The following is a 22160-nucleotide window of genomic DNA, read 5'->3' on the forward strand; positions in this document are numbered from 1 at the left end:
TAAGTTTGCAGAAGAATTGATAATTAATAAAGATCAAAAATGAGTAAGAGTGTTGCAATTTTGTATCAGGCGCAAGAACCACCTTTAGTAGATGGCATTAAAAAGCCGATGAAACCGGGCGGATATTCCGACAGCGGTGCAGATATCGCTTACTCGTTACATCAGCAAAGCATTGAAGTCATAACACCTATAGAAATTCCTGCGGTAGAGAACGATCTCGATTGGGTTTTTCCTGATACAAAGGAAGGCATTCAAAACGCAATGGAAAAGGGAGCGAATGTACTGTGGCTGAACACTGTTCTTTTTACAGGACATCCGATCGAAAAGGTAATTGCAGAAGGGATTTCCATTGTCGGGCAAATTCCCGCAGATGCAGAAAGGTTTGATGACAAGTGGCAAACCAATTTACTCCTTACAAAGCATCACATTCCAATTCCAAAATCTGTATTGATCACCCAGGATAATTACAATGATTTTAGCATAGACTTTCCATTTCCCGTTGTTGCAAAACCCATCAGAGGAAGAGGAAGTCAAGGCGTTTCTATCGTCAATAATGATTCTGAACTAATTTCGGTGATCAAAAATATGTTTGATTCTCATCAGTTTGGAGATGCTTTATACTTAGAAGAATTTCTTCAGGGAGAAGAGATCACTATTACCATAATGCCACCGGGAGACTATGTGATCGGTAATAAAACTGTCAAAAAAGATAAACATTGGTCACTTCCTCCGGTTAAGAGATTCAACCATCAAAACGGAATCGCCCCGTACAACGGAACGGTAGCGGTCATCGACAACAGCGCTGTACTGACTGACGAAGAGATACAAGATCACGAAATTGAAAAAGCAATGATTGAGTGTGAAAAAGCTGCAGCTATTGTCCAGGCAAAAGTGCCTGTCCGTATCGATTGCAGGGCCAATGACAAAGGTGATTTCCTATTGTTCGATTTGAATATGAAACCCAATATGACCGGCGCATCCCGACCTCAAAGGCAGGATCAGGACAGCTTGACTGCGCTTTCTGCAAGGAAGATCGGCTGGACATTCGATGATTTAATTTTGAATATGCTGAATCAAAGCTGGCATATTTCATAATTCCCATTGCATTCATTATTTACTACTTATTCATTTTGATGATATCAGAATGACAAAACGCTATGAAAAATCCTCTATATATTTTACTTTCCTTCTTCGTATTGACAAGTTGTGTTTCGCAGAAGAAACAAAGTCTGATGCAGAACATCTTAACCTTAAAAAACAGTTACTGCCAACCACCGGAATCTTATGATTATGAATACAATTTACCTTCAAAAAATTCAGATTCCATTTTGTACGCCAATCGAGACCTTAAACCTTATTTCAAAGACCAGAGTATTTTAATTCTCAATGCGCTGAGCAGTGTAGATGAAGCAAAAGCGATTGTTGACCTTAAAAAAAATCCCAGTCCCAATTCTCAGCTTGAAATTTTGACACTTAAAAGTCAAATCGATGGAAAAGTGAACATTGCTTTGACCGAACTGAGTTCCGTGACCGCAGAATTTGACTGTGAAGGAGAACGGGTTGAACAAATGGCGCGGTACGTTGACAATCTCAACCAATCCAGAAACAACAAACTGATCATTGCATCAATCGTCACTGGTGCGGTATCATCGGTCGTTGGTGGAATTGCCAGCAATAACTCCTGGAAAGACGGTTCTCAGATTGCCGGAGGTGTTTTGGGAGCAGGCTTCGGTTTAGCAACACTCAGTCCCAAAGGTCGTAAAACAGAATTTTATCATCACAGAAATATCCTGCGAGATATTTGGACAGAGAATTTGAAGGACAAAAACTTCCCACCATTCATCTGGTATATGTACACCGAGAAAAAATTCTCTCCCGTTGCCGGAAAATCAATGCTGGAAAACATTAAAAGCAGATGGCTTCAATACCAGTTCGATGACAAAAAAGAATTGGCAGACCAATCGGTCATCTTTTCTGACGGCGGAAAATATTACTCCGAAGAACTTCACAACCGCGTACAGATGCTCAACCAAATGCAGTCTATCACCCGAACGATCAACCAGAGCATCAATTACCTTCTGCTAGACCTTGATAGAATGTTGTATAAAAATTAGAAAAACAATTCCTTCAAAATTTAGAAAAATGAAATTAAAAAAAAGGGCACCGCTTGCATTCCTGTTAATTACGACCAGTTTTTGCTTTGCGTGTGAAAAAAATAAAGCAGATATCAATATTCCTACTCATCAAAAAAATGACGAAGAAGGTTTATTGCTCTATAAAGTCCGTGAAGCAAAAGAAGCCGAAAAACCTGTTCTCGTAATCCTGATGCACGGATTTGGCGCCAATGAATATGACCTGCTGCCACTTTCCCAATCCTTTCCGGAAAACTACATCATCGTAACACCACAGGCACCTTTTAAGATCGGGAGCGAGCATTATCAATGGTACACCAACGAAAGAAGCAAAGAAGGGAATCCTGAAGCAAACATTGAAGAACTTCGATCGAGCATTGAAAAAATGCAGACTTTAGTTAAACATTTGCAGTCAAAATATAAAGTTTCTGCACAGCGAACTTTTATAGGAGGATTCAGTCAGGGTGCCAATATGAGCTATAAACTGGGATTGAAGTTCCCGGACCTTATGAACGGCATCGCTGTGATGAGCGGAACTATTTTTAATTCATTGAAGACAGAGCATGATAAAACGAAAGCCTCAGCAACAAGTTTTTTTATTGCCCACGGTGATCGTGATGAAAGAATTCCGTTCAGTGAGGCAGAAAATTCTAAAAAGTGGATGGACAGTCATCATTATCAGTCAGAATTTCACGTGTACAAAGGAATGGGACATTCTATTTCTGATGAGGAAATCAAAGATCTGGTATCATTTGTTCAACAAAAGGTTGAAAAAATTAAATAGCAGAGTGAGTTATATTACAAGATACAAATAGCGCCAACTGTCTTCAGTCGGCGCATTTTCTATTTTTAACATATTGTTTTCTGCCAGCCCTGCTTCAATATTAGAAACTATAGATAAATCACTAAATATTAATGACCAGACCTTTCAATAAGTAAAGACATATAATTATTGAAAAAAGATATTTCATTACCTAGGACAGAAAAAAATTCAAGATCGCTATTTTCTACTTCAACCAATGCTCTCTGTAAAACTACTTCACCTGCACTTGTCAATCTAATTGTTTTTGCTCTGGTATCCTTCCCATGCTCTTTTCTTGTTACAAACCCTTTTTCTTCCAATGTACGCAAGACTTTTGACACCATCATTCTGTCAGTATTGCTTTGATTGGCAATATCTACTTGGGTCACTGACTCACTGGCCTTGGAAAGCCAGCCTAAGGCAGCCAATAAAACGAACTGGGTCTGAGTCAAATTCAAGGGATCTAAACATTTTTTGATCTTACGCTGCCACAGCATTGTTACCTTACCAAGTAAATAACCTGGACTATCCTTTGGGCTCTTAAAGTGAAATTCAATTTCTTCTGACATTAGATAAAGCATTTTTGATATAATTAACTCGAAATCTTGTTTGCTGGTCTCAAAAAATGAGCGGAATCGATATGCTCGTTTCTTTATTGAAGATAAAAACAAGTCTTGAAACACTTTTAAAGCTATTTCGATTCCAAAAAAGTGAGTTTATAACCATCAAGATCCAATACATGAAATGCCCTTCCGAAAGGAGTTACTATAACTGATCCAGCGGTCTGTATTCCTTTTTTAATCAATTGTTCTTTTAATTCATCTACGTTCTGATCTACAGCAAACCAAAGCGCTACCCCGGTACCCAGTTCTCGATCGTCAATTGGCTCAAGCGGTGTACGAATAGCAAAACTTGCCTCACCCTCATTATATTTAAAGACACATGCCTGAGGATTGACATCTTGTATCTCAAATCCTAGTTTTTCGGTGTAAAATATTTTTGATGCTTCTAAATTTTTTACCTGTAAAGATGCGAATGTTAATTGTTTCATTGTTTTGTATTAAAATGTTGTCGCAAATATAGTATATGCGACAACAATATTCTAATTTTTTTTGTTAAACTTAATTTAAAACTAGTTGATGACGATACCAACACGTATCAAAATACCTCGCAATAGCAATCATTACCACTACCATGAATATCTCCTAAATATTGAACTAGACACCAATAAATCGATTTAGAATTACAGGCATTCTCAGGCCGGTTATTTAAACAAGATGATCGATAAGATAGATGTGTTGCTTTTGTTGTGCTCAACGACGTTTTTGTACGCACTGTTTACAGTGGTCATTACTTCCTGTGCATCGTAATTGTAATCAGACAAAATAAAGCCCATTGACACATGCAATGGTACGCCTTTGCGGTTGAGATTGAAGGCTAACAGATGAACGAAATTATTGCGATTGCCATTGATATATCTTTCTTTTTTTTCTCTGTAAATCTTACGCAATGCTCATAAATAGGCAGGAAGTCGGAAGATGGATGCTGGAATTTGTTGAGCTAAAATCTTCGATTTTAGTTTCTGGGATTGAATTTGGAGAAAATTCTTCGACAGGCTCAGAATTACCGGCTTCTATAACAGGGAAAATGCTTGCATTTTCATTCAGAAATAAATCGGTGTCGAAAGACACGAAACAAAGTCGTGTAACGTCTTTGCCCGATTTGTCTATTGGAAAAGCCAATAGTTCTTAATAGTATTTTTGCAAAGCCAAAAAAGCATCTTAATGATTTTCCTGTGCTGAATTGACTTCTACAAAAATTTTCAACCCATTTCCGGACGGACTTGTGAACGATGCGAAGGTATATGGCGATTGGCTTGCCAATGCTTTAGCATTGGTCAATTGTTCTTTAGAAAGTTTGTCTATATCCAACACTACTATTTGCGTATAAGATGTAATAAATTCTAATTTTCTACCGCCTTTGAAACACGCCGAAGGCGTGAGATTTCTTGCCCTTTCGTAAGCTTCCATCTTGCTTTCTGCTAACGACTTTCTCAAATAGGTAATCACGTTTTTGTATTTACCCGTTTTGATGTCTTCCAATACCTCAATGATTTTTTGGTTTGCACCACTTCATTGAAGTTTTTAAAAATACTTACTACCATTCTTTTTAGAATTTAGATATTAGACTTGAGATTTTAGATTTTCATTTCTGGGTCGGAAAGATTTCTCGACAAGCTCGAAATGACGATGAACGAGCTACTTCTTAGCGAAAGATTTGTTGTAGTGTTCGTTCAAGAGTTTTTCTACATCTGAAAGTTTGTAGTAGATTTTATTGCCGACTTGTGAGAAAGAAATACGCCCTTCATCACGCCAAATTTGTGCGGTGCGCTTGGAGATTTTCATCAGGATAAGAAATTCCTGGTTGTCTAAGAAGGTGTCTTTCTTAGGTTCGTTTTTGGCATTGGGACGTGTAGTGATTTCATCTAACCGTGCTACCAAAGCCTGAATAATTTTACCAACTCTCGGACTTCCTGTGAAAAATATAAGGTCAAATCGCTCGTCTAACACACGATTAATCAACTCTACATCGCCTAAAATACATTTTACATAATTTGGAGAAAAAGTAGCTTCCACAATTTCATTAATTACTACGCCACAAGCAGGCGCATCAGACGAAGGCTTTACCACGGCTGTGTTCCCGGCTGCAATTGCACCAAGCAAAGGCCCGAAAATTTGCCAGTTTGGAAAATTCCAAGCACTCAGAATAAATACCGTTCCTAAAGGTTGGGGTTTTATGATGCTTTCATTTGCAGCAAAATTTGCAGGCGTTTTCACGTGCTGGTCTTTCGTCCAATCTTTCAGATTTTTGATGGTATTATTGAGTTCATCCATTACCCAACCCAATTCAATCAAATACGTTTCCATTTCATTTCTGCCCATATCTTTTTTTACGGCTTCGAGAATTTGTGGTTCGTATTTTACAAAGTTTGATTTTAGTTTTTCCAGTTGTACTAATCTAAAATCAACATCCAAAGTTGCTCCCGAAAGGAAATACTTTCTTTGGCTATCTAATAAATTCTTGATTTGTTCTTTGTTCATAATTTTTGAAATTAAGATTGTTTTATTATTACAAAGGTCAAGTACTTTAGATTGTTTGGTGTTTGTGAGAGGTTCAATTTTGTATTGTTGGGAAGTTTAGGGGTTGACTAATTCGCAACATTTTACCCGCCTTTTTAAGTAAAGACCGATAAGTTACTGGTTGATTATTGGATTTTTAATTGATGTATTTATCAACCGCATTGTCCAATTCCTTGCTTACAATTTTTGCATACACCTGTGTTAGCTGGATAGAAGAATGGTCGAGTAATTTGCTCATATACTCAACCCGCATTCCGTTGCTCAAAGCATTGGTAGCAAAAGTATGACGGCTTAAATGGAAATGCAGGTTGAAAGACAATTTCAAATCTTCGCCCATTTTTTTCAGGTGCACATCGCCCAAACGGATTTTGGAACGGATGCGTGTACTCTTGTTAATTTCATTGGCAAATATCTTTTCCGGATGTTCTAAAACAGGAAATACAAAAGCTTAGGGGTCTATCGTTTCGGTTTGTATTTATTGAGAATGACAATCTATTTTGCACCTAATTTAAAACTATGCTGTTTTTGTGTTTTCTGAATAACCTTGGTGCTTTTTTTGGTTTCTTCGTCATAACATTTCCACTGCAATAGCATCACATCGTTGATACGCAAACCGCCACCAAAGGCACTAAACAAAAACATATCCCGATGCACCTGAGCTTTTGGTCTTTGGCTTAAATCTAAATTTGCTAATTCTTCAATCTGCTTTTTATTGAGGTATTAGCGTTCTACTTTACTTTTCGAAATATTGACTTTGTAGAAAGGAGAGGGTGCCATTTCAATTAATTCTTCTTCCATTGCATCGTTATAAAAGAAACTCAAAATTCTTATTGAGGTAAAAATGGTGGTATTCTCATTTTTTAATATCTTCTTGCAATACGTTGCATAATCGTTCAAAATACCCACATTGATATCCGAGAAATAAAACTCCCAATGTCCTAAGAATTTTTGAAACTTATTGATGTAAACACCATAAATAACGGTTGTACGGTAAGCAACAATGCCTTTCAATACTTCCAATCGCTGTTCACATTACTCGAAGAAATTGGGGTCTGTTTTTCCTTTAATGGCTTCTTTAAGCTTACGTGCTGAAACTGATTTTTTGGTGCGTTCATGGTCGGCTACCTGCGCTTGCAGCGGCTACATTTTGCGAAAGGAAAACATTCATCCTGGCGCTGTTGGTATAATTCTTTTTTAGCCTTTGCTTTTCATCGTCCCACTCGTTTGCTTTTGCCTTAACGCCAGTTGCAACAAATTTGGCTTTGCGGTCTTTGATTAACCGAATATAAATAGGGCTTTGACCTGTGGCATCTTCCTGCTGTGTACGCAAGTACTAATTTAATTGAAGCCATAATAAAGAAGTATTTGATTGTTGTACTTACTAAACTCAGTGAGTGCAATTAGTTTTTCCCCTTTTTGCAAAAAAGGGAAGAAGGTCTTTCGTATTGCAAGAATGTTTTCTGCTAATTCTAAAGTTTCCTTGTTCTCTTTTTTCTCTTTTGGATTTTTGGGTTCAGCAATCAAATACATCTTCAGGTACTCAAATTCTCGGAGATGTATTCTTTTACCGTTATTGTCGATTGACGAACCTTTGTAGAATTCCAAATAAAGACTGATTCGTCCGTCTTTAATTTTTTTTGTTTTAAACTTATTTTCATACTGTATTTGTTGAGATGTACACTTGTACAACTTTGTACTACTTTCTATGTTAAAGGTGTACAAAAGCTGTAACAAAGGTATAAACAAACTCTGACAAAAGAAATAAAATCTACATAAAATGCTGTAAATCAAATAAAAGAAAACAAACTAAATTAAAAGAAAACCGATTTATTTCCCTTCACAAAATTTATCAAATTTTTCAACTGAATAATTATCATCAGTAATTGATAATTGACTATGCCACCCCATAGCAGAGCAAAAAAGTAAATTGAGTTGTGATTCAGTTAAATTTTTAATTTCCATCTTATAGTTTTTTAGATTAGTTAAATATATTATTTCGGAAAAACATTGTAAATATCACTCCTTTTTAGAAATCTTGCTAATTCAATAGAGTTTTCATTCTTATAAAAACCTAAACGATAATCTCCGGTTCTCCATCTAAAAGCAGTCGTATATCCAGTCATTTTTTTAACATTTCCAACATCTTCTAATGTTAGAGCATTTTCAAGTTCTTCAATAAAACCTTTGATTTTAATTTTCAATTTTTTATCGTTCAGCTTCTTAATATCTGCTAGAAAACTTCGTAAAAAAATTACTTCCATTAGTCTAAAGCGTTCATTATTTCTTCACGACTTACAACATCTGTTCTGTCCGCTTGTAGCATAAGCAAAAGCAACCCAATGTCTTCTCTATCTTCTTCCGATAAAGATTTCAATCTTTCATTTTCTCTGTATTCAACATAGAAAGAAACAGCTTTTTCCATAACAGATTTAACACTTAATTCTTCAAAAGCAGAAATGATTTTCAATTTTGTTAAAAGGCTATCGTCAATATCAATATTCTTACGCATTGTAATAATTTTATTTATCCAAATATACAAAATGTATATAATATACAAAATACTTATTTGTAATTTACTATTTTATAAAAAGTTGTTTTACTACCAATATTAAATGCCTTCATAATATCCTCTATTGTGAGTTCTTTACTTTCATACGAAGCTTTAACCAAAGGAGCAATTTTCTTGTATTTTTCGTTAAGTCCTTTGGGTCTACCACCGTTTTTCTGTTAGGGTTATCAAATTGAAATTATTTTAAATCATTTATCATAACTGCTTCAAATATTTAGATTCCAAGATTAAGGTACTTATAAAAATTATATAATATCAATGAAACATATGATTTTATGATTTAGTAAATCATCCTTTTTTCTTAAAACTCTAATAATTCACCAAAAGTATTAATTTTGGAAACTGTCTATTAATTACTGTAAGATTACTAAGTTATGTTTTATTTACTGATTTAAGTCCATTATTCTCATTAAGAAAAATCTGATTAATTTTTTAAAAATCAAATTTATTGCTCTTTTATCTGTAATGGGATTCGGAATCCAATCAATATATTTATTAATAATTTTCAGATATATTTTCGATATAGTAGATGCTTTTGAAATCATTGAAGTGTGATTTTCTTCATTCATCTTAAGCAGTTTCAGCCCTACGGTGGATTTCTTCTACCAACTTGATGATTCTAGCCGATTTTTGATTCTCTTCAAAAACACCAAAAATCCCTTGGTCATCCAAATCTGTAAATGGGGCCTGAGTGAGCATATGTTTTTCTAGGACACCATTTTTATTGAGATAATCAATTATTTTCTGAACAAATAAAATTTGATTGGCATTGAGGTTTTCTTCTTGTATAAAGCTTGCAAAGTGTTGGTTTGCGGCTTCAATGTCCAAACCTAAAACACGACGTACAAATACGCCCAGAGATTTGGTTCCGTATTCTTTTTCTATTTCCTGAGTATAGAATTTTTGATAGGTAAGGAACTCTTCCAAAGCCACCAAATCACTTGGTGAAATAGGAACATTCTTATAAATTTTATCTATAACCAAATGGTTTTTGTTTTTTCTTATAAAATTCTCAACACGGTCTTTATAACTTTGTAATGATGTGTAACTATTTATAAGGTTACGCTCTTTTACCATATCAACATTCAGACTGTCTTTGAAATTGGAATAGACGGGCAATTCTTTTTCGTCATCTTTTAATAATTGAATCAAGCCTCTCAAATCTTCCCTTATTCTTTCCAGTTTTTTAAGATTGATGGATTCCCAAAATTCATCTGAAACTACGGCATCGATTGTATTTTCTTTTGCTTTGACAGCGGTAATATTTATTTTCTTGTGCAATAGTTTCCCTACCTTTCTAATATTCTGAATAAGATTGCTCTGTCTTTGAGAGGTATTCAATATTGCGAACTGAAGCTGGTAAATCAAAAGATCAAATTTTTTCGCCATTTCATCCTTATCCTCTGTATAGGAAACCAAATGTGAAAGATGATTTTCTATTTCTATGACAGAAGTATTAGTCAGATGCTCCCAAGATTTCTGATTTTTGTACTTCATCACAAACTCCCAATGTTTGCGAACCTCAAAGCGGTTTTCGTCAAGATTCAGAATTTTCCTAAACAATTCGTTTGCATAGAGATTAGCAAAATCCAGGTCCTCCTCGTTCGCATCTTGGTTTGTTCTAATACTTTGGATAACTTCCAATTGTGCAATAAAAAGCTGTTGCTGTAAAGGTTTTGCCTTGGTAGCTGACATACCTTCGGGAAACTCATCAAAAAATTCAAAATTTCCGCAAATATCGAAGATCAGAAAACAGGTTTTGTCTTGCCTAGGTCCAAAAATATTCTTGCAAAGACGTGTTCCTCGACCGATCATCTGCCAATATTTGGAATAGGATTTTACTTCCTTGAAAAAAACTAAATTAAGAACTCTTGGCGCATCTACTCCCGTATCCATCATATCTACAGACACTGCAATCTGAGGTTCTTTCTCGTCGCCTTTATCGAAGCAAAATTTTTCCAAAAGATCTTGTGCTTTGTCTTCATAGTTATCAATAACACGTAGAAATTTTCCATTATATTCCGGATAATTTTTATTAAATCTATTCTCTATAAAAAGTGCGTGTTTATGGTTTTTTGCAAAGATTATGGTTTTTCCCAGTTTATCCCCTTGCTCTATGTGAAGCCCGTTTGTCATTAGATAATCTAAAACCAAATCCACAGTATCAGCATTGAAAAGGAAACTGTTTATTTTACTTTTATTAATAATCGGACTATATTCATCCTCTTCTGTGGAGACAGTATCTATTCCGAAGAGATCATCAAAATGCTTTTTGTCTTTTTCGCTAAGTTCTTTATACTTTACGCCTTCGCGCGGGAATTTTACAGGAACTGAAAAAGCCTTCGGAGGAACCAGATAATTGTTGCTCACGGCTTCATCCAATTCATAAGAAAAGGTAGGATTATCATCTTCGATTTCAAAAAGATGATAGGTATTGATGTCTATATCTTTTTTTGGCGTTGCCGTCAGTCCTATCAGAACAGAGTCAAAATAATCAAAAATCTCTTGATATTTTTGATAGACAGAGCGGTGCGCTTCATCAATGATGATTAAATCAAAATGTCCCACACCATACATCTTCTGCTGATCTGTTTTTGCAGAATCTATGCGGTTCATAATGGTCGGATATGTGGAGAAGACCACGCGTGCGTGCATATCTTCTTTTTCTTTGGTAAGGTCTATGGCAGAGAGATGTGGCAAATGTTCTTTGAAAGCATTTTTGGCCTGCGTTACCAGTGCGTTTCGGTCAGCTAAAAATAGGATTCGTTTTGCCCAGTTGCATTTAGTCATCATATCTGCGATGGCGGCCGCAGTTCTTGTTTTTCCACTTCCTGTTGCCATTACCAAAAGCGCTTTTCGGTTTTTGCCCAAAAGCGTTTTATTTTTTTCAGTCACCAGCGTCTCTGCAACTCTTTGGATTGCCTGCAATTGGTACGGTCTTCCTACAATTTCTGTATTGACCTGAAAAGAGCGCAGATCTAACCTTTCTTTCCTGCGTCTTATTAAGGTTTGTAATTCTTCTTTTTTATAAAACCCATACACTTTTCTCGGGATGTAAAATGTATCGTCCCACAGATAGGTATTAAAACCATTGGTGTAAAAAATTAAAGGTCGCTGCCCGAACTGATTTTCCAGACAGTCGGCATAGAGAGAGGCTTGATGTCTTCCTTTTGTAGCATCGTGCAGTGTTTTCTTTGCTTCTACAACTGCAAGAGGTTTCCCATTGTCATCCCACAAAACATAATCGGCATAGCCAATTCCGGAGGGATTGGTTGAAAGCGGCATTCCTCTTAACTGATATTCTACATCCACACTTTGAGCGAGATTTTCCCAGCCGGCTTCTCTTAATAAAAGGTCTATCAGGATCTTTCTGGTTTGAAGCTCAGATGTAAGCTCAGGAACTGGATCCTGATTTTGATACTCCTGTACGCGGAGTTCTTTTCTTTCCGCGATATTCCGTAGATGTTCTTCTACCTGCGCTTTCAGCTTATTATTTTCTTCCAACAGATATTCCTGCTCCTGAGATGCTTTTTCGGCCTCTTTTCTTTGCAGCTCAAATTTGGCGGAGAGTTCTTCCAACTGTTTGTTGGATTTATCTTCAATATCACCATAAGGAATGAGTCCTTCTTTGAAATCGGGAATATCGGGATCGGCTTCGCTGTAATATTTGCTGATCCAGGAGAGAAACCGAAAAGTATTTTTAAGGCACTGCAAAGCTTCCAATGCTCGGATCTTTTTGCCGTGTGCCGCATCATTCCCAAAACGGCGGACGATGTCGAGTTCAACCGACATACTTGGCTTAATAATTCTTTTGAAACCATCATTTAAAAGCAGTGAAGCCAGTTTGGTATCATAAGGAAATTCCAGATCTTCATCATTTTTATACAACCAAAAGAGGGTTTTCTCCAACGTACTTCTACATAACAGTGCGGCATAACGTGGTGCCGTGAACGTGTGCAGCTCTGCTTCGGTAATCTCTTCGTAGAGTTGTGGAAATTCTTTTTGAAGAAATAGAAAATTAGTGGTCATAATGTTTTTACAAACTTAAAAATACAAATATTATTGATATCACTCTAAATATTGCTAACAAGACTTTCAATTTTCTCTACTACACCTTTCAGATTTTGATATACATCATAATTATCCAAAGATCCGTCAGTAACATTTATTACATTTTCTGAAGGTATCAAGTTGACTTTAAAATTTTCAATATCTAATCCAGGATTATGATTCCATCCTATTTCAAATCGATATTTGACTATATCTAAATCATCAAAATATAAATTTTTAATGTAGAATGTGATAAGCTCATTAAAATAACCAATAGTTGATGAGGAATTAAGCTGATAAGCATAATGACCATCAAATAGTTGAATTAAGTTTTCCCTTCCATAAGTGAAAATCTGAGGACACCTAATGTATAATTCTTTATAATGTAATTTTTCAAAATTAATCTCATCAATTAGATTAGAGGCAACATACTTTTGAATTATCCTGTCTAATGAATCTTCAACATTTTCCTTATCATAATCAACATCAAAAATCAAAGATTTTAAAATTTGGACTTTATTCGCGTTATTGAAAACCTGTCTCCAGTTTTCATCTCTATCTCGAACTGTTCCGAAGGTATTTTTGATAAACGATTCTTTATTATTTGATTTTGAAACAAAATAATTGCCTTTTGTAAGAAGACTTCTTTGTAAAATGAAAGATTTATGATTCAAAATTTCTCTCTCAAACAACGGATCTAATTTTTCAAAAACAGTGATGAATGCATCTATAACTTTTTCCGAAACTTTTAGAATAAAATTAATCTGCCCATAAAAATACGGGTGCTTTTCAGCAGACACAATCGCTGTTCTCCAATCTGTATCAACTTCTTTTATATTTTGTAAAAGTTCGCATTTTGTGATTTCCTCATCTTTTTGGATTTTTCTGAAAGATGTATCGCCTATTAGATCATTCTGAAATATTAGTGATTTTGAAAGATCTAGTGAGTCAAGCAATACTTCGATTGAATAAAGATAATTCTTAAAATCATCAGGCGAATCTACATAGGTATTGAAGATCAAGTTTGAAATAATTCTATTGTAATCACTTAAGTGGTTTAGATCCTCTTGACTGTAATGAATAAGGTATTTGTCAACTTTTAAAATGTAGCGCTGGATTGCAAAAAAATAAAGCTTTTGCCACCAATTTGTGTTCATTATATTCTCTGAAAAATAGAACTGACTAAAAGTTTTGCAAGTGTCATTCTCCAAATAAAAGCTGAAAAACTCCTGCAATGCTGAATCCAAAATTTCCATATTAGATTCTCCAGTTGTTTCCACCTTACATAATTCTAAAAATCTAAAATAGGTTTTTAGATTTTTCTTAAAAATATTATTATCAAAGAACTTTTCAAAATCAAAGTCTATCGATTTTTTAACTAATATATCTACGACTTCCGAATTGAGATAAAACTCTTCTGCTTTTATAGGAATTATAGAATTTTCCTTTGCAACATAATCATTAATGAAATGGCTTAGAAAACTCAGCTTGAAATATTCAAAATAACTATCATCAATTTCATAAACGTTTTTACTTTTCGCATTCCAAAAAATATCATTCCAGCTGATGTCGAAATTTAGGCTGTAATCTGTCAATGACTGATCTGTAATTAAATTTTCCTGCTCAATTTTATTGAATAACCAAGCTTTGAAATTTTCAAAATCAGACAATTGTTTCCCCCGCGCATTCATTTTCACATAGAGATCATCAGAAAGATTAAAATCCTTTAAATCTAAAAAATCAAAGTAGATCAAATCATCAGCTGTAAGGCCATTGTAAAATGATAGCAATTGCTCCTCGGAATAATTACTAACAAAAATTTCGTGTATTTCTCCTATAACATTCAGCATAGAATTGACTGTAGGATCATTCTCCCAAGTATTTGAAAAGCCTTCCAGATTGATAATTTCCTCTTTTAGATTAATTCCGAATTCCAACTTGTCAGCAGAACATAATAAATTAATAAAGCTTTCAGAACTTTTTCTTGTTTTATACTTAAAATTTTTAAGGATCGCTAAATCTGATACCTTTCCCAATCTTTTTGCCAAATACCAATGAACAAGAAACAAAGTTGTCAATCTCTGCTGTCCGTCTAAGGGAATCAAATAAATTAACTTTTGATCTTCAAAATCTTTTTCGGCAACGGAAGTTTCTCCAATAGTGAGGTCAATAGAGTTAGCATAAGTTTTTATACTATGCAGCAAGGATTCAATTGCTTTTTTATTTCTCTTATATTCTTCTTCATTTCTGAGACCAAAAATTTTTCCATAAACAAAGTCAAGGCCTAATTTTTCTTTGTCATCAAGCGCACTGAATATTGCTTCAAGAAACTTTTTTCTAATGATGGGGATTTTACCATAATTTCTACCTTGTGCGTAATCTCTTTGGATAGATGGTATCTCAACGCCCTGGTCGTTCAGTAGTTTCCAAAATGTATAATTTGATATTGACATTTTATTAGTTTTAGTTTGGTAAAAATTCTTTTAATCTTTCTTCAATTCCTTCTTTGTAGGCTTCTCCATCTTTATTAGTCCAATGGGTGTAAGAAATATGATCATTGAAAGTTTTATTGAAAGCATTTAATGTTTCTACAGGTATGAAAACACGTATCCCTGAATCGGTCTGACCATTTCTGTCAAATCTCAATATTTTTTTTCTTTTTAATTCAAAAGGATCATTTTGCAATGCACTGTTGGTGTTTCTATCGAGAAGTAAAAGATTATTGATCTGATGCGTTCTGTTTGCGAACGACGTTATCAATTCATTGATCTTTTCACTAAGATCTGCATCTGCTTTTAATTCTTCAAATGATGTTTTACTTTTCAAAGCATTCACAACCTCTATTTCTTCCACTCCATCTCCTTCATATTGAAATTTCATCTGCTCTTCAAACCAGTTTTTGTACAGTTCAAAATCTGTAATCTCTTTAGGGTTTTGCGGGATAATATGCTCTATGCTCCATTTCATATTTACATAGAGTTCAAAAGGAAATTTGTTTTCAGAAATATTATTGATATAGTACAACACATTGTGGAGCAAGAGAACCCTTTGCGTCTCTGGTTTATGTTTTTCGAAATGCAGATTTTCAAGTTTATAAATCTGATAAACCTTTTTATTATCATCTTCTGCCTCTTTTTTAAAAGCTTCTACAATCAACGTTTTAAGCTGGATCTTAGAATCATCCTTATTTTTATTCTTAAGCTCTTTGATTATTTCGTACAGATTTTTGATATGGGCATTAGTCAAATAGCCAATGTAATGATAAAGCTCAGGATTTTTGAACCAGTCAACAATTTTATTGTGGAGCTGTACTATTTTTTCCCATTCATCTGCGAATGATGACAACTGTTCTGTGTTCTGGTTGTAGTTTTTCTCATAGAATCTGTAAGCAAAAAGATCATCCTGTTTTTTGTGTTTGTTAAGGTGCAGATCAAATAGATAATCGATTCTAGTTCCTTCTTTGTACAAATTTTCGTTTGGCTGTATAAAATACCAAAAGGAATTTTGCTGTAACGATTTTTCTATAGCATCCCACTCCAAAGCGAACTGGCTGATCTTGAGATCTGCCAATTCCTGCACTTCTTTTCTTTTGATGTCCAATATGAAAAGTGCTTTTATCAGTTCGGAGCTTGTCAGCTTTATCTTACCTTTATTGTTATTCAGGAAAACTTCGATCACTTTATCATTGTTCATTGCCGAATCCAAAGAATACCAAATCACTTTGACGTTTTCCAGCAGTTTATTTTTAAAATCCGCTTTGTCAGTCAGCACTACTTCACACCATTTGCGGACAAAAAGACTAACGACAAAGAAGTGATACACATCTACCGTATCATACTCTTTATGCGCCGTTATAAAAGCGGACCAAAGCTCATTGACTCTAGTCAAATCACTATAATCCCGCTCTGTAACATCAGAATCCTGAAGTGCATCTATATTGAAAGTAAAAAGCTCCGGAAGTTTTGTTTTTAGAAAGGCACCACTGCGGGTTCTGGTTGAGAAATCAATCTCATACTTCCAAGAAGAATCAATAACATTAATAAACTCCAGGTAAGACAACAACAAGAATAGTGTCGTAGTTCTCTGCTGGCCATCTATTACTTCATTCTTAGGAAAGATTTCTAAGGTCTCTCCATCTATCTGCATTTTTTTTGGTTCGTGAGTTGTAGGTTTTAAAATAAGAGGCTGAAGACAGTACAACCCTGAGTCACTTTTGTAATCATTAATATCATTGAGGAGTTCCAAAATTTCTTTTTTTCCCCACTTGTATCCTCTTTGGTAATTACCAATTTCGAAGGTCATACCTTGTAATTTATTGATTGGTAATAATAAAATGGTATTTTTATTCACGGTTAGTTTTGTAGTTTTTTTTTTAATTAATTTGAGGCTTCTTTATCCGCAGCTTGTTGTAAACGAATGTAGAAGTCTCCATTTTTCGCTGATGAAGCTTATCTTGTATTCTTCTCAATCTGCTTCAAACTCTCTGTAATGGCTTTGAAGTCGATGGTTTCTGCAGTGTACTCCAGGTTTCCAAGATTTGGCATATTGTAAATGACTTTGGACTGGAGTTCTGAAATATCTGTGCGGACGCCGTCTGTGCTTTTCTCTATTGCTTTGGAGGCTGCAATGAGTGCGTTGTTTTGGTCTTCTGCCTCTGTCATTTTTAGAGAGATGACTTCTACAACTTCTTCTATGTTTTCGATTTTCTTGTTGAGACTCATTAGCTCATTGAGGATGGATTTTAGTAATTCTTCTGTCATTGGGTTTTATTTAAAAGATTCCTGCAGCAAACTCTGAAAAAGCATCTCGCTTTTTGCCAGACTTTCCTGCGCCATTTGTTTTTGGGCTTCTATTTTTTCGATGCGGTCGGCAAATTGGTTTTGGAGGGAGATTGGGGGAATAGGAAGTTTCATTTTTTTTAATTTTTCGCCAGTTAAATGTGAAATGGTTGCTGCTGATTTAAATTCATTCAAACCTCCTTTATCAGATAAATTTTTGAACATATAGACAAAATATTCTGGCAAAACGTATTCACTATTTAACCGAATTCTATGTATCGCTTTTTGAAAATAACAATCTTCAATTTCATTTCTCCAAATTGCACATCTTCCAATTTCACCTCCTTCGCACATCAATACATCACCATTTTTAAGGCTAAATTCTACTTTGTCATTTTCATCGAAATCCATTTTTAGTAGATCGTCAAGTTTAAAATTAAACCAACCAACATTAGAATTTCTTAAGTAAGGTTTTAAATTGTTTCCAATAATTCTTTTTCCATCAAGCATTTTTCCTAACCTTGAAGAACCAACATCTTTGATTTGAAGTAAATCCCATCCCTTCTCATTCCCCACCGGATTGCCGAACATATCGATAAAAAGCGATTGGGTCAACTGGTCGTATTTTTCTATGAGCTGTTGGTTGTACGAGATGATTTCCTGTGCTTTGTCGAGCTTTGCAGCGATGGCTTTTTGCTCGGGAAGTTTAGGGAGTGGGATTTGGATATTAGCGAATTTTGAAATCCAATATCTTTTATGTTGTTCACTATCGGTTTTGATAGTTAACATTTTATAGTATAGATAACGGATGTCTGCTTTTTGTTTATTCGGTTTTAATATCTTCATTGCTGAAGATTTTACTTTAAAGGGAAAATCAACAAATTTTATAGCTGTAGTAAAATCATCAAAAATTATAACAGGTAAATCATTAAATATCCCTGTTTTCTCACTTGTGTATCCTAACAAAAAAGATTTACCAGCTGTAAGAACAGGAATTTCAAAATCATCATTATATCTATCAGATTCTACAATATATTTTGTAGGTTGTTCATATAAAAGAACATCTCCTAATTTCACTTTCTCCATTACCCCAACAATTTTTCAAGTTCTAAGATGGTGTTTTTTATATGGGAATCTATCGTTTTTAAGTCTTTCATTATTCGTTATTGTCAGATTGAGTGATGGTTTTATAAGCTTGTTTTGGGTGGTTGATGACTTCGGGAATAGTGTATGTTATTTTTTTCTCTTTTAAAAGTTTCTGGATGTATTGTTCTTTGATGTAGGATTCGTTTCTTTTAAGCAATTGCGAAAGTTCTTCCCCATTATACTCGTTTTGTGCACACAATTCTATAATTACTCCCCTTATTATTTCCGGGCTTGTACGCTGTCCTATTGTATTTATTTTTTTTTGCAATTCTTCTGATATTGGCTTTTGTGTTTCTTCTAACTTACCAGATAAACCCGGGAGGTTACCAGATAAGCCTTGGAGGTTACCAGATAAGCCTTGGAGGTTACCAGATAAGCCATCGAACTCCACCAATAAAGGATTGAACTCCACTGATAAGGGATCGGACTCCTCAGATAAGCGTTCTAACTGGTGGAGTTCCAATGATGCTAAAAATATTTTCCCGGGTACATAATAGGTGTTTTTCTTTGAGTTTCCTTTTTGTTGTAGTATCCCACAGGTAACCATTTTTCTAAGATCTGTACTGGATTGAAAGAGGTTGACACCTGTAAGTTGTCTGTAAGCCAAATTATCCAGAGCGCCTACTTCCCGAAGAAAGATAAGGGCAGTTTTTTGCTCGTCATTAAGGAGGAATTTCTCAAATTTTGTAAGCCAGTTGTGATCCTGCTCATTGATTAAATGGTGCAAAAGCAATCTGATGGTAAAATTATTTGCTGCGTGCGAGCTTTCAAAAGTTGGCGGCAGCATTTGGCTTTTTGCCAGTAGCTTACGCATCGATTTAATACCCGTTCCTTTGGTTTCTGCAAGGTTGGTATCGTGAAAAATAGAAGCAATGTGCGGATTTCTCACAAAAGATCCTGCATCGCCGATGCTGTCGATAGATTTCAGGGAATAGCCTGCATTATTGATTTCAATACGGTTTGAATATCTGATGATCTGTATTGGGCTGTTTACTTTATATGATCTGTGGATAAATGCGTTTACAATTGCTTCTCTAAGCACTTTGTATGGCAATCCTGTTTCTGTTTTCGATTGCAAAGCACCTTCGGGAAGATAGAAACCTTTTGGCAAATCATCAGCAATCGCAGCAATGGCTCTAGGTAGCAATTCTAGTAGAGATCCTCGCATATCTATGGTAGATTCAAAACGTTGGTCGGGATCTTCTACCCATTCTTTTCCAGAAATTCTGATATAATCTACTCTGCACATTGGCAAAAGCCGGCGCAACGCCATTTTTTTTCCAAAAATAAGAAGGCCTGTCAGCGTAAGTTTTGCCGACTCTTTTGTTGTATTTATTGCATTGAGTGCATACAGTAGTTCTTGAGTTTCAAATTCAAGCTCATCTGCATTTGGCTTTACTTTTTTAATCAATCTACGATAGAGTTCTACGGATTCTTCACTAATGTCATCCAATGAAGAATTGTGAATAACGGTGGTGTCATAATTCTCTGCCGAATTGCCAAAAAAAACAGAAAGATCTTCTTCAGTACAAGACTGGTCTGTGGGACCGATTCTTCTGAAAATACCTTTTGGAATTCCTGTTTTTTGAAAATACAAAGGTTTTCTCTCCGCAGATAATTCATCTACTTCAATTTTAATAATATTTTTATCATCGAATCTTTCAATTTCGACTCTTGGCCGAATTGGGAAATTAAAAACAGAGGCACATTGAGACGCAATGTCAGATTGAAGTTTATCCGGATTTTCTACTCCGGAAACAATATAAGACGGGAATAAAGAATGTTCTTCTCTTTCTATTCCTAAAACAATCAGTCCACCATTGAGATTGGGCTCGTTTGAAAAGGCACAAATAGATTCCATTACTGATTTATCTATCGCATTGCCTTTTTTCACCTCCAAATCTACATTTTCATCAACGGTGTTTAAGATTTCTATGATTTCCTGTGTTGTATACATCAGCTCAACATTTTTTCAAGTTCTGAGATGGCGACTTGTCTTTGGGTGTCTATCGCCTTGATGGCTGCAATCAGTGCGCTTGGTTTTTCGTACTCTACTTCTTCATAAATGGTTTCTTTGTAACGGTTGATGCTCAGGTCATAATCATTGGTAATGATGTCTGCTTTGGGAATAAGGAAAGATTGCTGTGTTCTATCTGTATAGTTGTTGGTTGATAGTTGTTGGTTGATGACACTCCAATCCAAAAGGATATTTGGAATGTCACATTTTCCTGCGGTCTCCGCTACAATATTTTCCGGCTCTGTGAAGCATTGTTCCATTGCATCTTCAGAAATCAGGAGATTTCGTTTATCATCCAAGCTATAACCATCGGCTTTCATATCGTAAAACCAAACTTTGTCTGTACCTCCAGAATTGGTTTTGGTAAACAACAAAATAGCGGTACTCACACCTGCATAAGGTTTAAAAACACCACTCGGCATAGAAATCACACCCTGCAATTGCTGGTTTTCTACCAGTTCTTTACGGATGTTTTTGTGCGCGCCGGAACTTCCGAACAGTACACCATCCGGAACGATTACCGCCGCACGACCGCCCAACTTTAAGGTTCTAAGAATCAATGATAAAAATAGAAGTTCGGTCTTTTTGGTTTTGGTGGTTTGAAGCAGACTTTTCTCCACCTCATCATAATCCAAAGCTCCTTTGAACGGAGGATTTGCCAATACCAAAGAATATTTACCGGTAATAGAATTGCTTTCTGCCAATGCATTTCCGCCAATAAGATTGGGGGTCTCTATTCCGTGGAGCTGGAGATTCATCGCCGCAATCCGCATCATAGAAGGATCTATCTCAATTCCGTTGAACATTTTTTGGTTAAAATGTTCACGAAAATCTTTTTCCAGAAACCACTGGTTTTGAGTTTGCTTTATGAAATCACTTGCGGCTACCAGAAATCCTGCAGTTCCCAAAGAAGGATCGCAAATGGTGTCATCTTTTTGAGGCTGCATCAGCTCCACCATCATCCGGATGATATGCCTTGGTGTGCGGAACTGTCCGTTGGTTCCTGCTTCGGCGATTTTGCTGAGCATATACTCGTAAAGGTCTCCTTTCGTATCTTTTTTGTCCAGAGGCAACTTGTCAATCTGCTGAACAACTCTATCCAAAAGTTTTGGTGTGGCAATCATAAACGTTGCCCCTTTCATATATTCTGAGAATTTACCGCCATCTGCACCAATGGTCTTCATAAAATCAAAAGCCGTAAGATTGTCAATTTGCACCTGCGGACGTGTGAAAAGCAAAAACATCGTTTCCGGATCTTTATCTTTAAAATAGCTCCAGCGAAGTTCTTTCTGGTTTTCTGAATAAATGTTCTCTTTAAGTGTAGAACCCAGCATTGCGACTTCCTTTTCTATCAGGATCTGCCGGTCATCTAATTGTTTTAAAAAAATAAGATAAGTGAACTGCTCGATTACAGTAAGAGGATTTGAAATACCTCCGGTCCAGAAGTCGTTCCATATTTTGTCTATTTGAGATCTTAATTCGCCTGTGATCATTGATTTTATTTGTATTGGGTAAATTTAAGGATT

23 protein-coding genes are annotated in these 22160 nt (G+C 35.5%); 4 read left to right on the plus strand and 19 right to left on the minus strand.

The window, feature by feature from the left end:
• Positions 1-39: 39 nt before the first annotated feature.
• From LUD75_RS07265 to LUD75_RS07275, 3 genes are all read left to right on the plus strand, one after another.
• A complete protein-coding gene (locus tag LUD75_RS07265; protein WP_232705020.1) occupies positions 40-1095 on the plus strand; it encodes an ATP-grasp domain-containing protein in 1056 nt (351 codons plus the stop codon).
• Between the two features lie 62 nt (positions 1096-1157).
• A complete protein-coding gene (locus LUD75_RS07270) occupies positions 1158-2114 on the plus strand; it encodes a hypothetical protein (protein ID WP_232705021.1) in 957 nt (318 codons plus the stop codon).
• A 28-nt stretch (positions 2115-2142) separates the two neighbouring features.
• Positions 2143-2916, plus strand: a complete 774-nt coding sequence (locus tag LUD75_RS07275; protein WP_232705022.1) for a dienelactone hydrolase family protein — start codon at positions 2143-2145, stop codon at positions 2914-2916.
• A 128-nt stretch (positions 2917-3044) separates the two neighbouring features.
• Here the strand turns inward: LUD75_RS07275 and LUD75_RS07280 are convergent, their stop codons facing one another.
• The 3 genes from LUD75_RS07280 to LUD75_RS07290 all read right to left on the minus strand — a co-directional run bounded on the left by LUD75_RS07280 (position 3045) and on the right by LUD75_RS07290 (position 4444).
• Complete coding sequence (locus tag LUD75_RS07280; RefSeq protein ID WP_232705023.1) at positions 3045-3503, minus strand: MarR family transcriptional regulator; 459 nt, start codon at positions 3501-3503, stop codon at positions 3045-3047.
• Positions 3504-3625: 122 nt separating this feature from the next.
• A complete protein-coding gene (locus LUD75_RS07285; RefSeq protein ID WP_232705024.1) occupies positions 3626-3985 on the minus strand; it encodes a VOC family protein in 360 nt (119 codons plus the stop codon).
• A 213-nt stretch (positions 3986-4198) separates the two neighbouring features.
• Complete coding sequence (locus tag LUD75_RS07290; RefSeq protein WP_232705025.1) at positions 4199-4444, minus strand: hypothetical protein; 246 nt, start codon at positions 4442-4444, stop codon at positions 4199-4201.
• Here LUD75_RS07290 and LUD75_RS07295 point away from each other — a divergent pair.
• Positions 4444-4686 carry a hypothetical protein gene (locus LUD75_RS07295; protein ID WP_232705026.1) on the plus strand — a complete coding sequence of 81 codons (243 nt, stop codon included), beginning with the start codon at positions 4444-4446 and terminating at the stop codon, positions 4684-4686. The two genes, LUD75_RS07290 and LUD75_RS07295, sit on opposite strands and share 1 nt — an antisense overlap.
• A 29-nt stretch (positions 4687-4715) precedes the next feature.
• On the opposite strand, the gene LUD75_RS07300 is transcribed toward LUD75_RS07295, so the two are convergent.
• From LUD75_RS07300 to LUD75_RS07370, 16 genes are all read right to left on the minus strand, one after another.
• Positions 4716-5036, minus strand: coding sequence for a BT4734/BF3469 family protein (locus LUD75_RS07300; RefSeq protein ID WP_232705027.1), 321 nt, complete (start codon positions 5034-5036; stop codon positions 4716-4718).
• 156 nt (positions 5037-5192) lie between these two features.
• On the minus strand, positions 5193-6113 hold the full coding sequence (locus LUD75_RS07305) for an aldehyde dehydrogenase family protein (RefSeq protein ID WP_317207313.1): 921 nt from the start codon (positions 6111-6113) through the stop codon (positions 5193-5195).
• Between the two features lie 97 nt (positions 6114-6210).
• Complete coding sequence (locus LUD75_RS07310; RefSeq protein WP_232705029.1) at positions 6211-6426, minus strand: tyrosine-type recombinase/integrase; 216 nt, start codon at positions 6424-6426, stop codon at positions 6211-6213.
• 368 nt (positions 6427-6794) lie between these two features.
• Positions 6795-7094, minus strand: coding sequence for a phage integrase SAM-like domain-containing protein (locus tag LUD75_RS07315; RefSeq protein ID WP_232705030.1), 300 nt, complete (start codon positions 7092-7094; stop codon positions 6795-6797).
• Positions 7095-7185: 91 nt separating this feature from the next.
• Entirely contained in the window at positions 7186-7404 is a 219-nt protein-coding gene (locus LUD75_RS07320) for an Arm DNA-binding domain-containing protein (protein ID WP_232705031.1), read from the minus strand.
• Between the two features lie 8 nt (positions 7405-7412).
• Positions 7413-7865: a hypothetical protein gene (locus LUD75_RS19170; protein WP_317207310.1), complete on the minus strand. Its 453-nt coding sequence runs from the start codon at positions 7863-7865 to the stop codon at positions 7413-7415.
• Positions 7866-7901: 36 nt separating this feature from the next.
• A complete protein-coding gene (locus LUD75_RS19110) occupies positions 7902-8036 on the minus strand; it encodes a hypothetical protein (protein ID WP_262908182.1) in 135 nt (44 codons plus the stop codon).
• A gap of 29 nt (positions 8037-8065) precedes the next feature.
• A complete protein-coding gene (locus LUD75_RS07330; protein WP_232705033.1) occupies positions 8066-8335 on the minus strand; it encodes a plasmid stabilization protein in 270 nt (89 codons plus the stop codon).
• Positions 8335-8583 (minus strand): hypothetical protein, encoded by a 249-nt coding sequence (locus tag LUD75_RS07335; protein ID WP_232705034.1) that lies wholly within the window; start codon positions 8581-8583, stop codon positions 8335-8337. The genes LUD75_RS07330 and LUD75_RS07335 overlap by 1 nt, the downstream gene beginning before the upstream one ends.
• Before the next feature lie 630 nt (positions 8584-9213).
• Complete coding sequence (locus tag LUD75_RS07340; protein WP_232705035.1) at positions 9214-12672, minus strand: DEAD/DEAH box helicase family protein; 3459 nt, start codon at positions 12670-12672, stop codon at positions 9214-9216.
• 44 nt (positions 12673-12716) lie between these two features.
• The gene (locus LUD75_RS07345) at positions 12717-15146 is read right to left on the minus strand and encodes a DUF262 domain-containing protein (RefSeq protein ID WP_232705036.1); all 2430 of its coding nucleotides are present in this window, start codon (positions 15144-15146) and stop codon (positions 12717-12719) included.
• A 10-nt stretch (positions 15147-15156) separates the two neighbouring features.
• Positions 15157-16995, minus strand: coding sequence for a DUF262 domain-containing protein (locus LUD75_RS07350; protein ID WP_232705037.1), 1839 nt, complete (start codon positions 16993-16995; stop codon positions 15157-15159).
• Positions 16996-17141: 146 nt separating this feature from the next.
• Complete coding sequence (locus tag LUD75_RS07355) at positions 17142-17453, minus strand: hypothetical protein (protein ID WP_232705038.1); 312 nt, start codon at positions 17451-17453, stop codon at positions 17142-17144.
• 6 nt (positions 17454-17459) lie between these two features.
• A complete protein-coding gene (locus LUD75_RS07360) occupies positions 17460-18557 on the minus strand; it encodes a restriction endonuclease subunit S (protein WP_232705039.1) in 1098 nt (365 codons plus the stop codon).
• A gap of 70 nt (positions 18558-18627) precedes the next feature.
• On the minus strand, positions 18628-20574 hold the full coding sequence (locus LUD75_RS07365) for an ATP-binding protein (RefSeq protein ID WP_232705040.1): 1947 nt from the start codon (positions 20572-20574) through the stop codon (positions 18628-18630).
• Complete coding sequence (locus LUD75_RS07370) at positions 20574-22127, minus strand: class I SAM-dependent DNA methyltransferase (RefSeq protein ID WP_232705041.1); 1554 nt, start codon at positions 22125-22127, stop codon at positions 20574-20576. Before LUD75_RS07370 ends, LUD75_RS07365 begins: the two co-directional genes overlap by 1 nt.
• Positions 22128-22160 lie beyond the last annotated feature (33 nt).

The sequence above is a fragment of the Epilithonimonas sp. JDS genome (assembly GCF_021261315.1).
GTDB lineage: Bacteria > Bacteroidota > Bacteroidia > Flavobacteriales > Weeksellaceae > Epilithonimonas.

Bases quoted from the DNA above. Each gene is read 5' to 3' on its own strand.
- LUD75_RS07265 (WP_232705020.1), top strand. From the start codon at position 40: ATGAGTAAGAGTGTTGCAATTTTGTATCAGGCGCAAGAACCACCTTTA.
- LUD75_RS07270 (WP_232705021.1), top strand. From the start codon at position 1,158: ATGAAAAATCCTCTATATATTTTACTTTCCTTCTTCGTATTGACAAGT.
- LUD75_RS07275 (WP_232705022.1), top strand. From the start codon at position 2,143: ATGAAATTAAAAAAAAGGGCACCGCTTGCATTCCTGTTAATTACGACC.
- LUD75_RS07280 (WP_232705023.1), bottom strand. From the start codon at position 3,503: ATGTCAGAAGAAATTGAATTTCACTTTAAGAGCCCAAAGGATAGTCCA.
- LUD75_RS07285 (WP_232705024.1), bottom strand. From the start codon at position 3,985: ATGAAACAATTAACATTCGCATCTTTACAGGTAAAAAATTTAGAAGCA.
- LUD75_RS07295 (WP_232705026.1), top strand. From the start codon at position 4,444: ATGCTCATAAATAGGCAGGAAGTCGGAAGATGGATGCTGGAATTTGTT.
- LUD75_RS19110 (WP_262908182.1), bottom strand. From the start codon at position 8,036: ATGGAAATTAAAAATTTAACTGAATCACAACTCAATTTACTTTTTTGC.
- LUD75_RS07330 (WP_232705033.1), bottom strand. From the start codon at position 8,335: ATGGAAGTAATTTTTTTACGAAGTTTTCTAGCAGATATTAAGAAGCTG.
- LUD75_RS07335 (WP_232705034.1), bottom strand. From the start codon at position 8,583: ATGCGTAAGAATATTGATATTGACGATAGCCTTTTAACAAAATTGAAA.
- LUD75_RS07340 (WP_232705035.1), bottom strand. From the start codon at position 12,672: ATGACCACTAATTTTCTATTTCTTCAAAAAGAATTTCCACAACTCTAC.
- LUD75_RS07345 (WP_232705036.1), bottom strand. From the start codon at position 15,146: ATGTCAATATCAAATTATACATTTTGGAAACTACTGAACGACCAGGGC.
- LUD75_RS07350 (WP_232705037.1), bottom strand. From the start codon at position 16,995: ATGACCTTCGAAATTGGTAATTACCAAAGAGGATACAAGTGGGGAAAA.
- LUD75_RS07355 (WP_232705038.1), bottom strand. From the start codon at position 17,453: ATGACAGAAGAATTACTAAAATCCATCCTCAATGAGCTAATGAGTCTC.
- LUD75_RS07360 (WP_232705039.1), bottom strand. From the start codon at position 18,557: ATGGAGAAAGTGAAATTAGGAGATGTTCTTTTATATGAACAACCTACA.
- LUD75_RS07365 (WP_232705040.1), bottom strand. From the start codon at position 20,574: ATGTATACAACACAGGAAATCATAGAAATCTTAAACACCGTTGATGAA.
- LUD75_RS07370 (WP_232705041.1), bottom strand. From the start codon at position 22,127: ATGATCACAGGCGAATTAAGATCTCAAATAGACAAAATATGGAACGAC.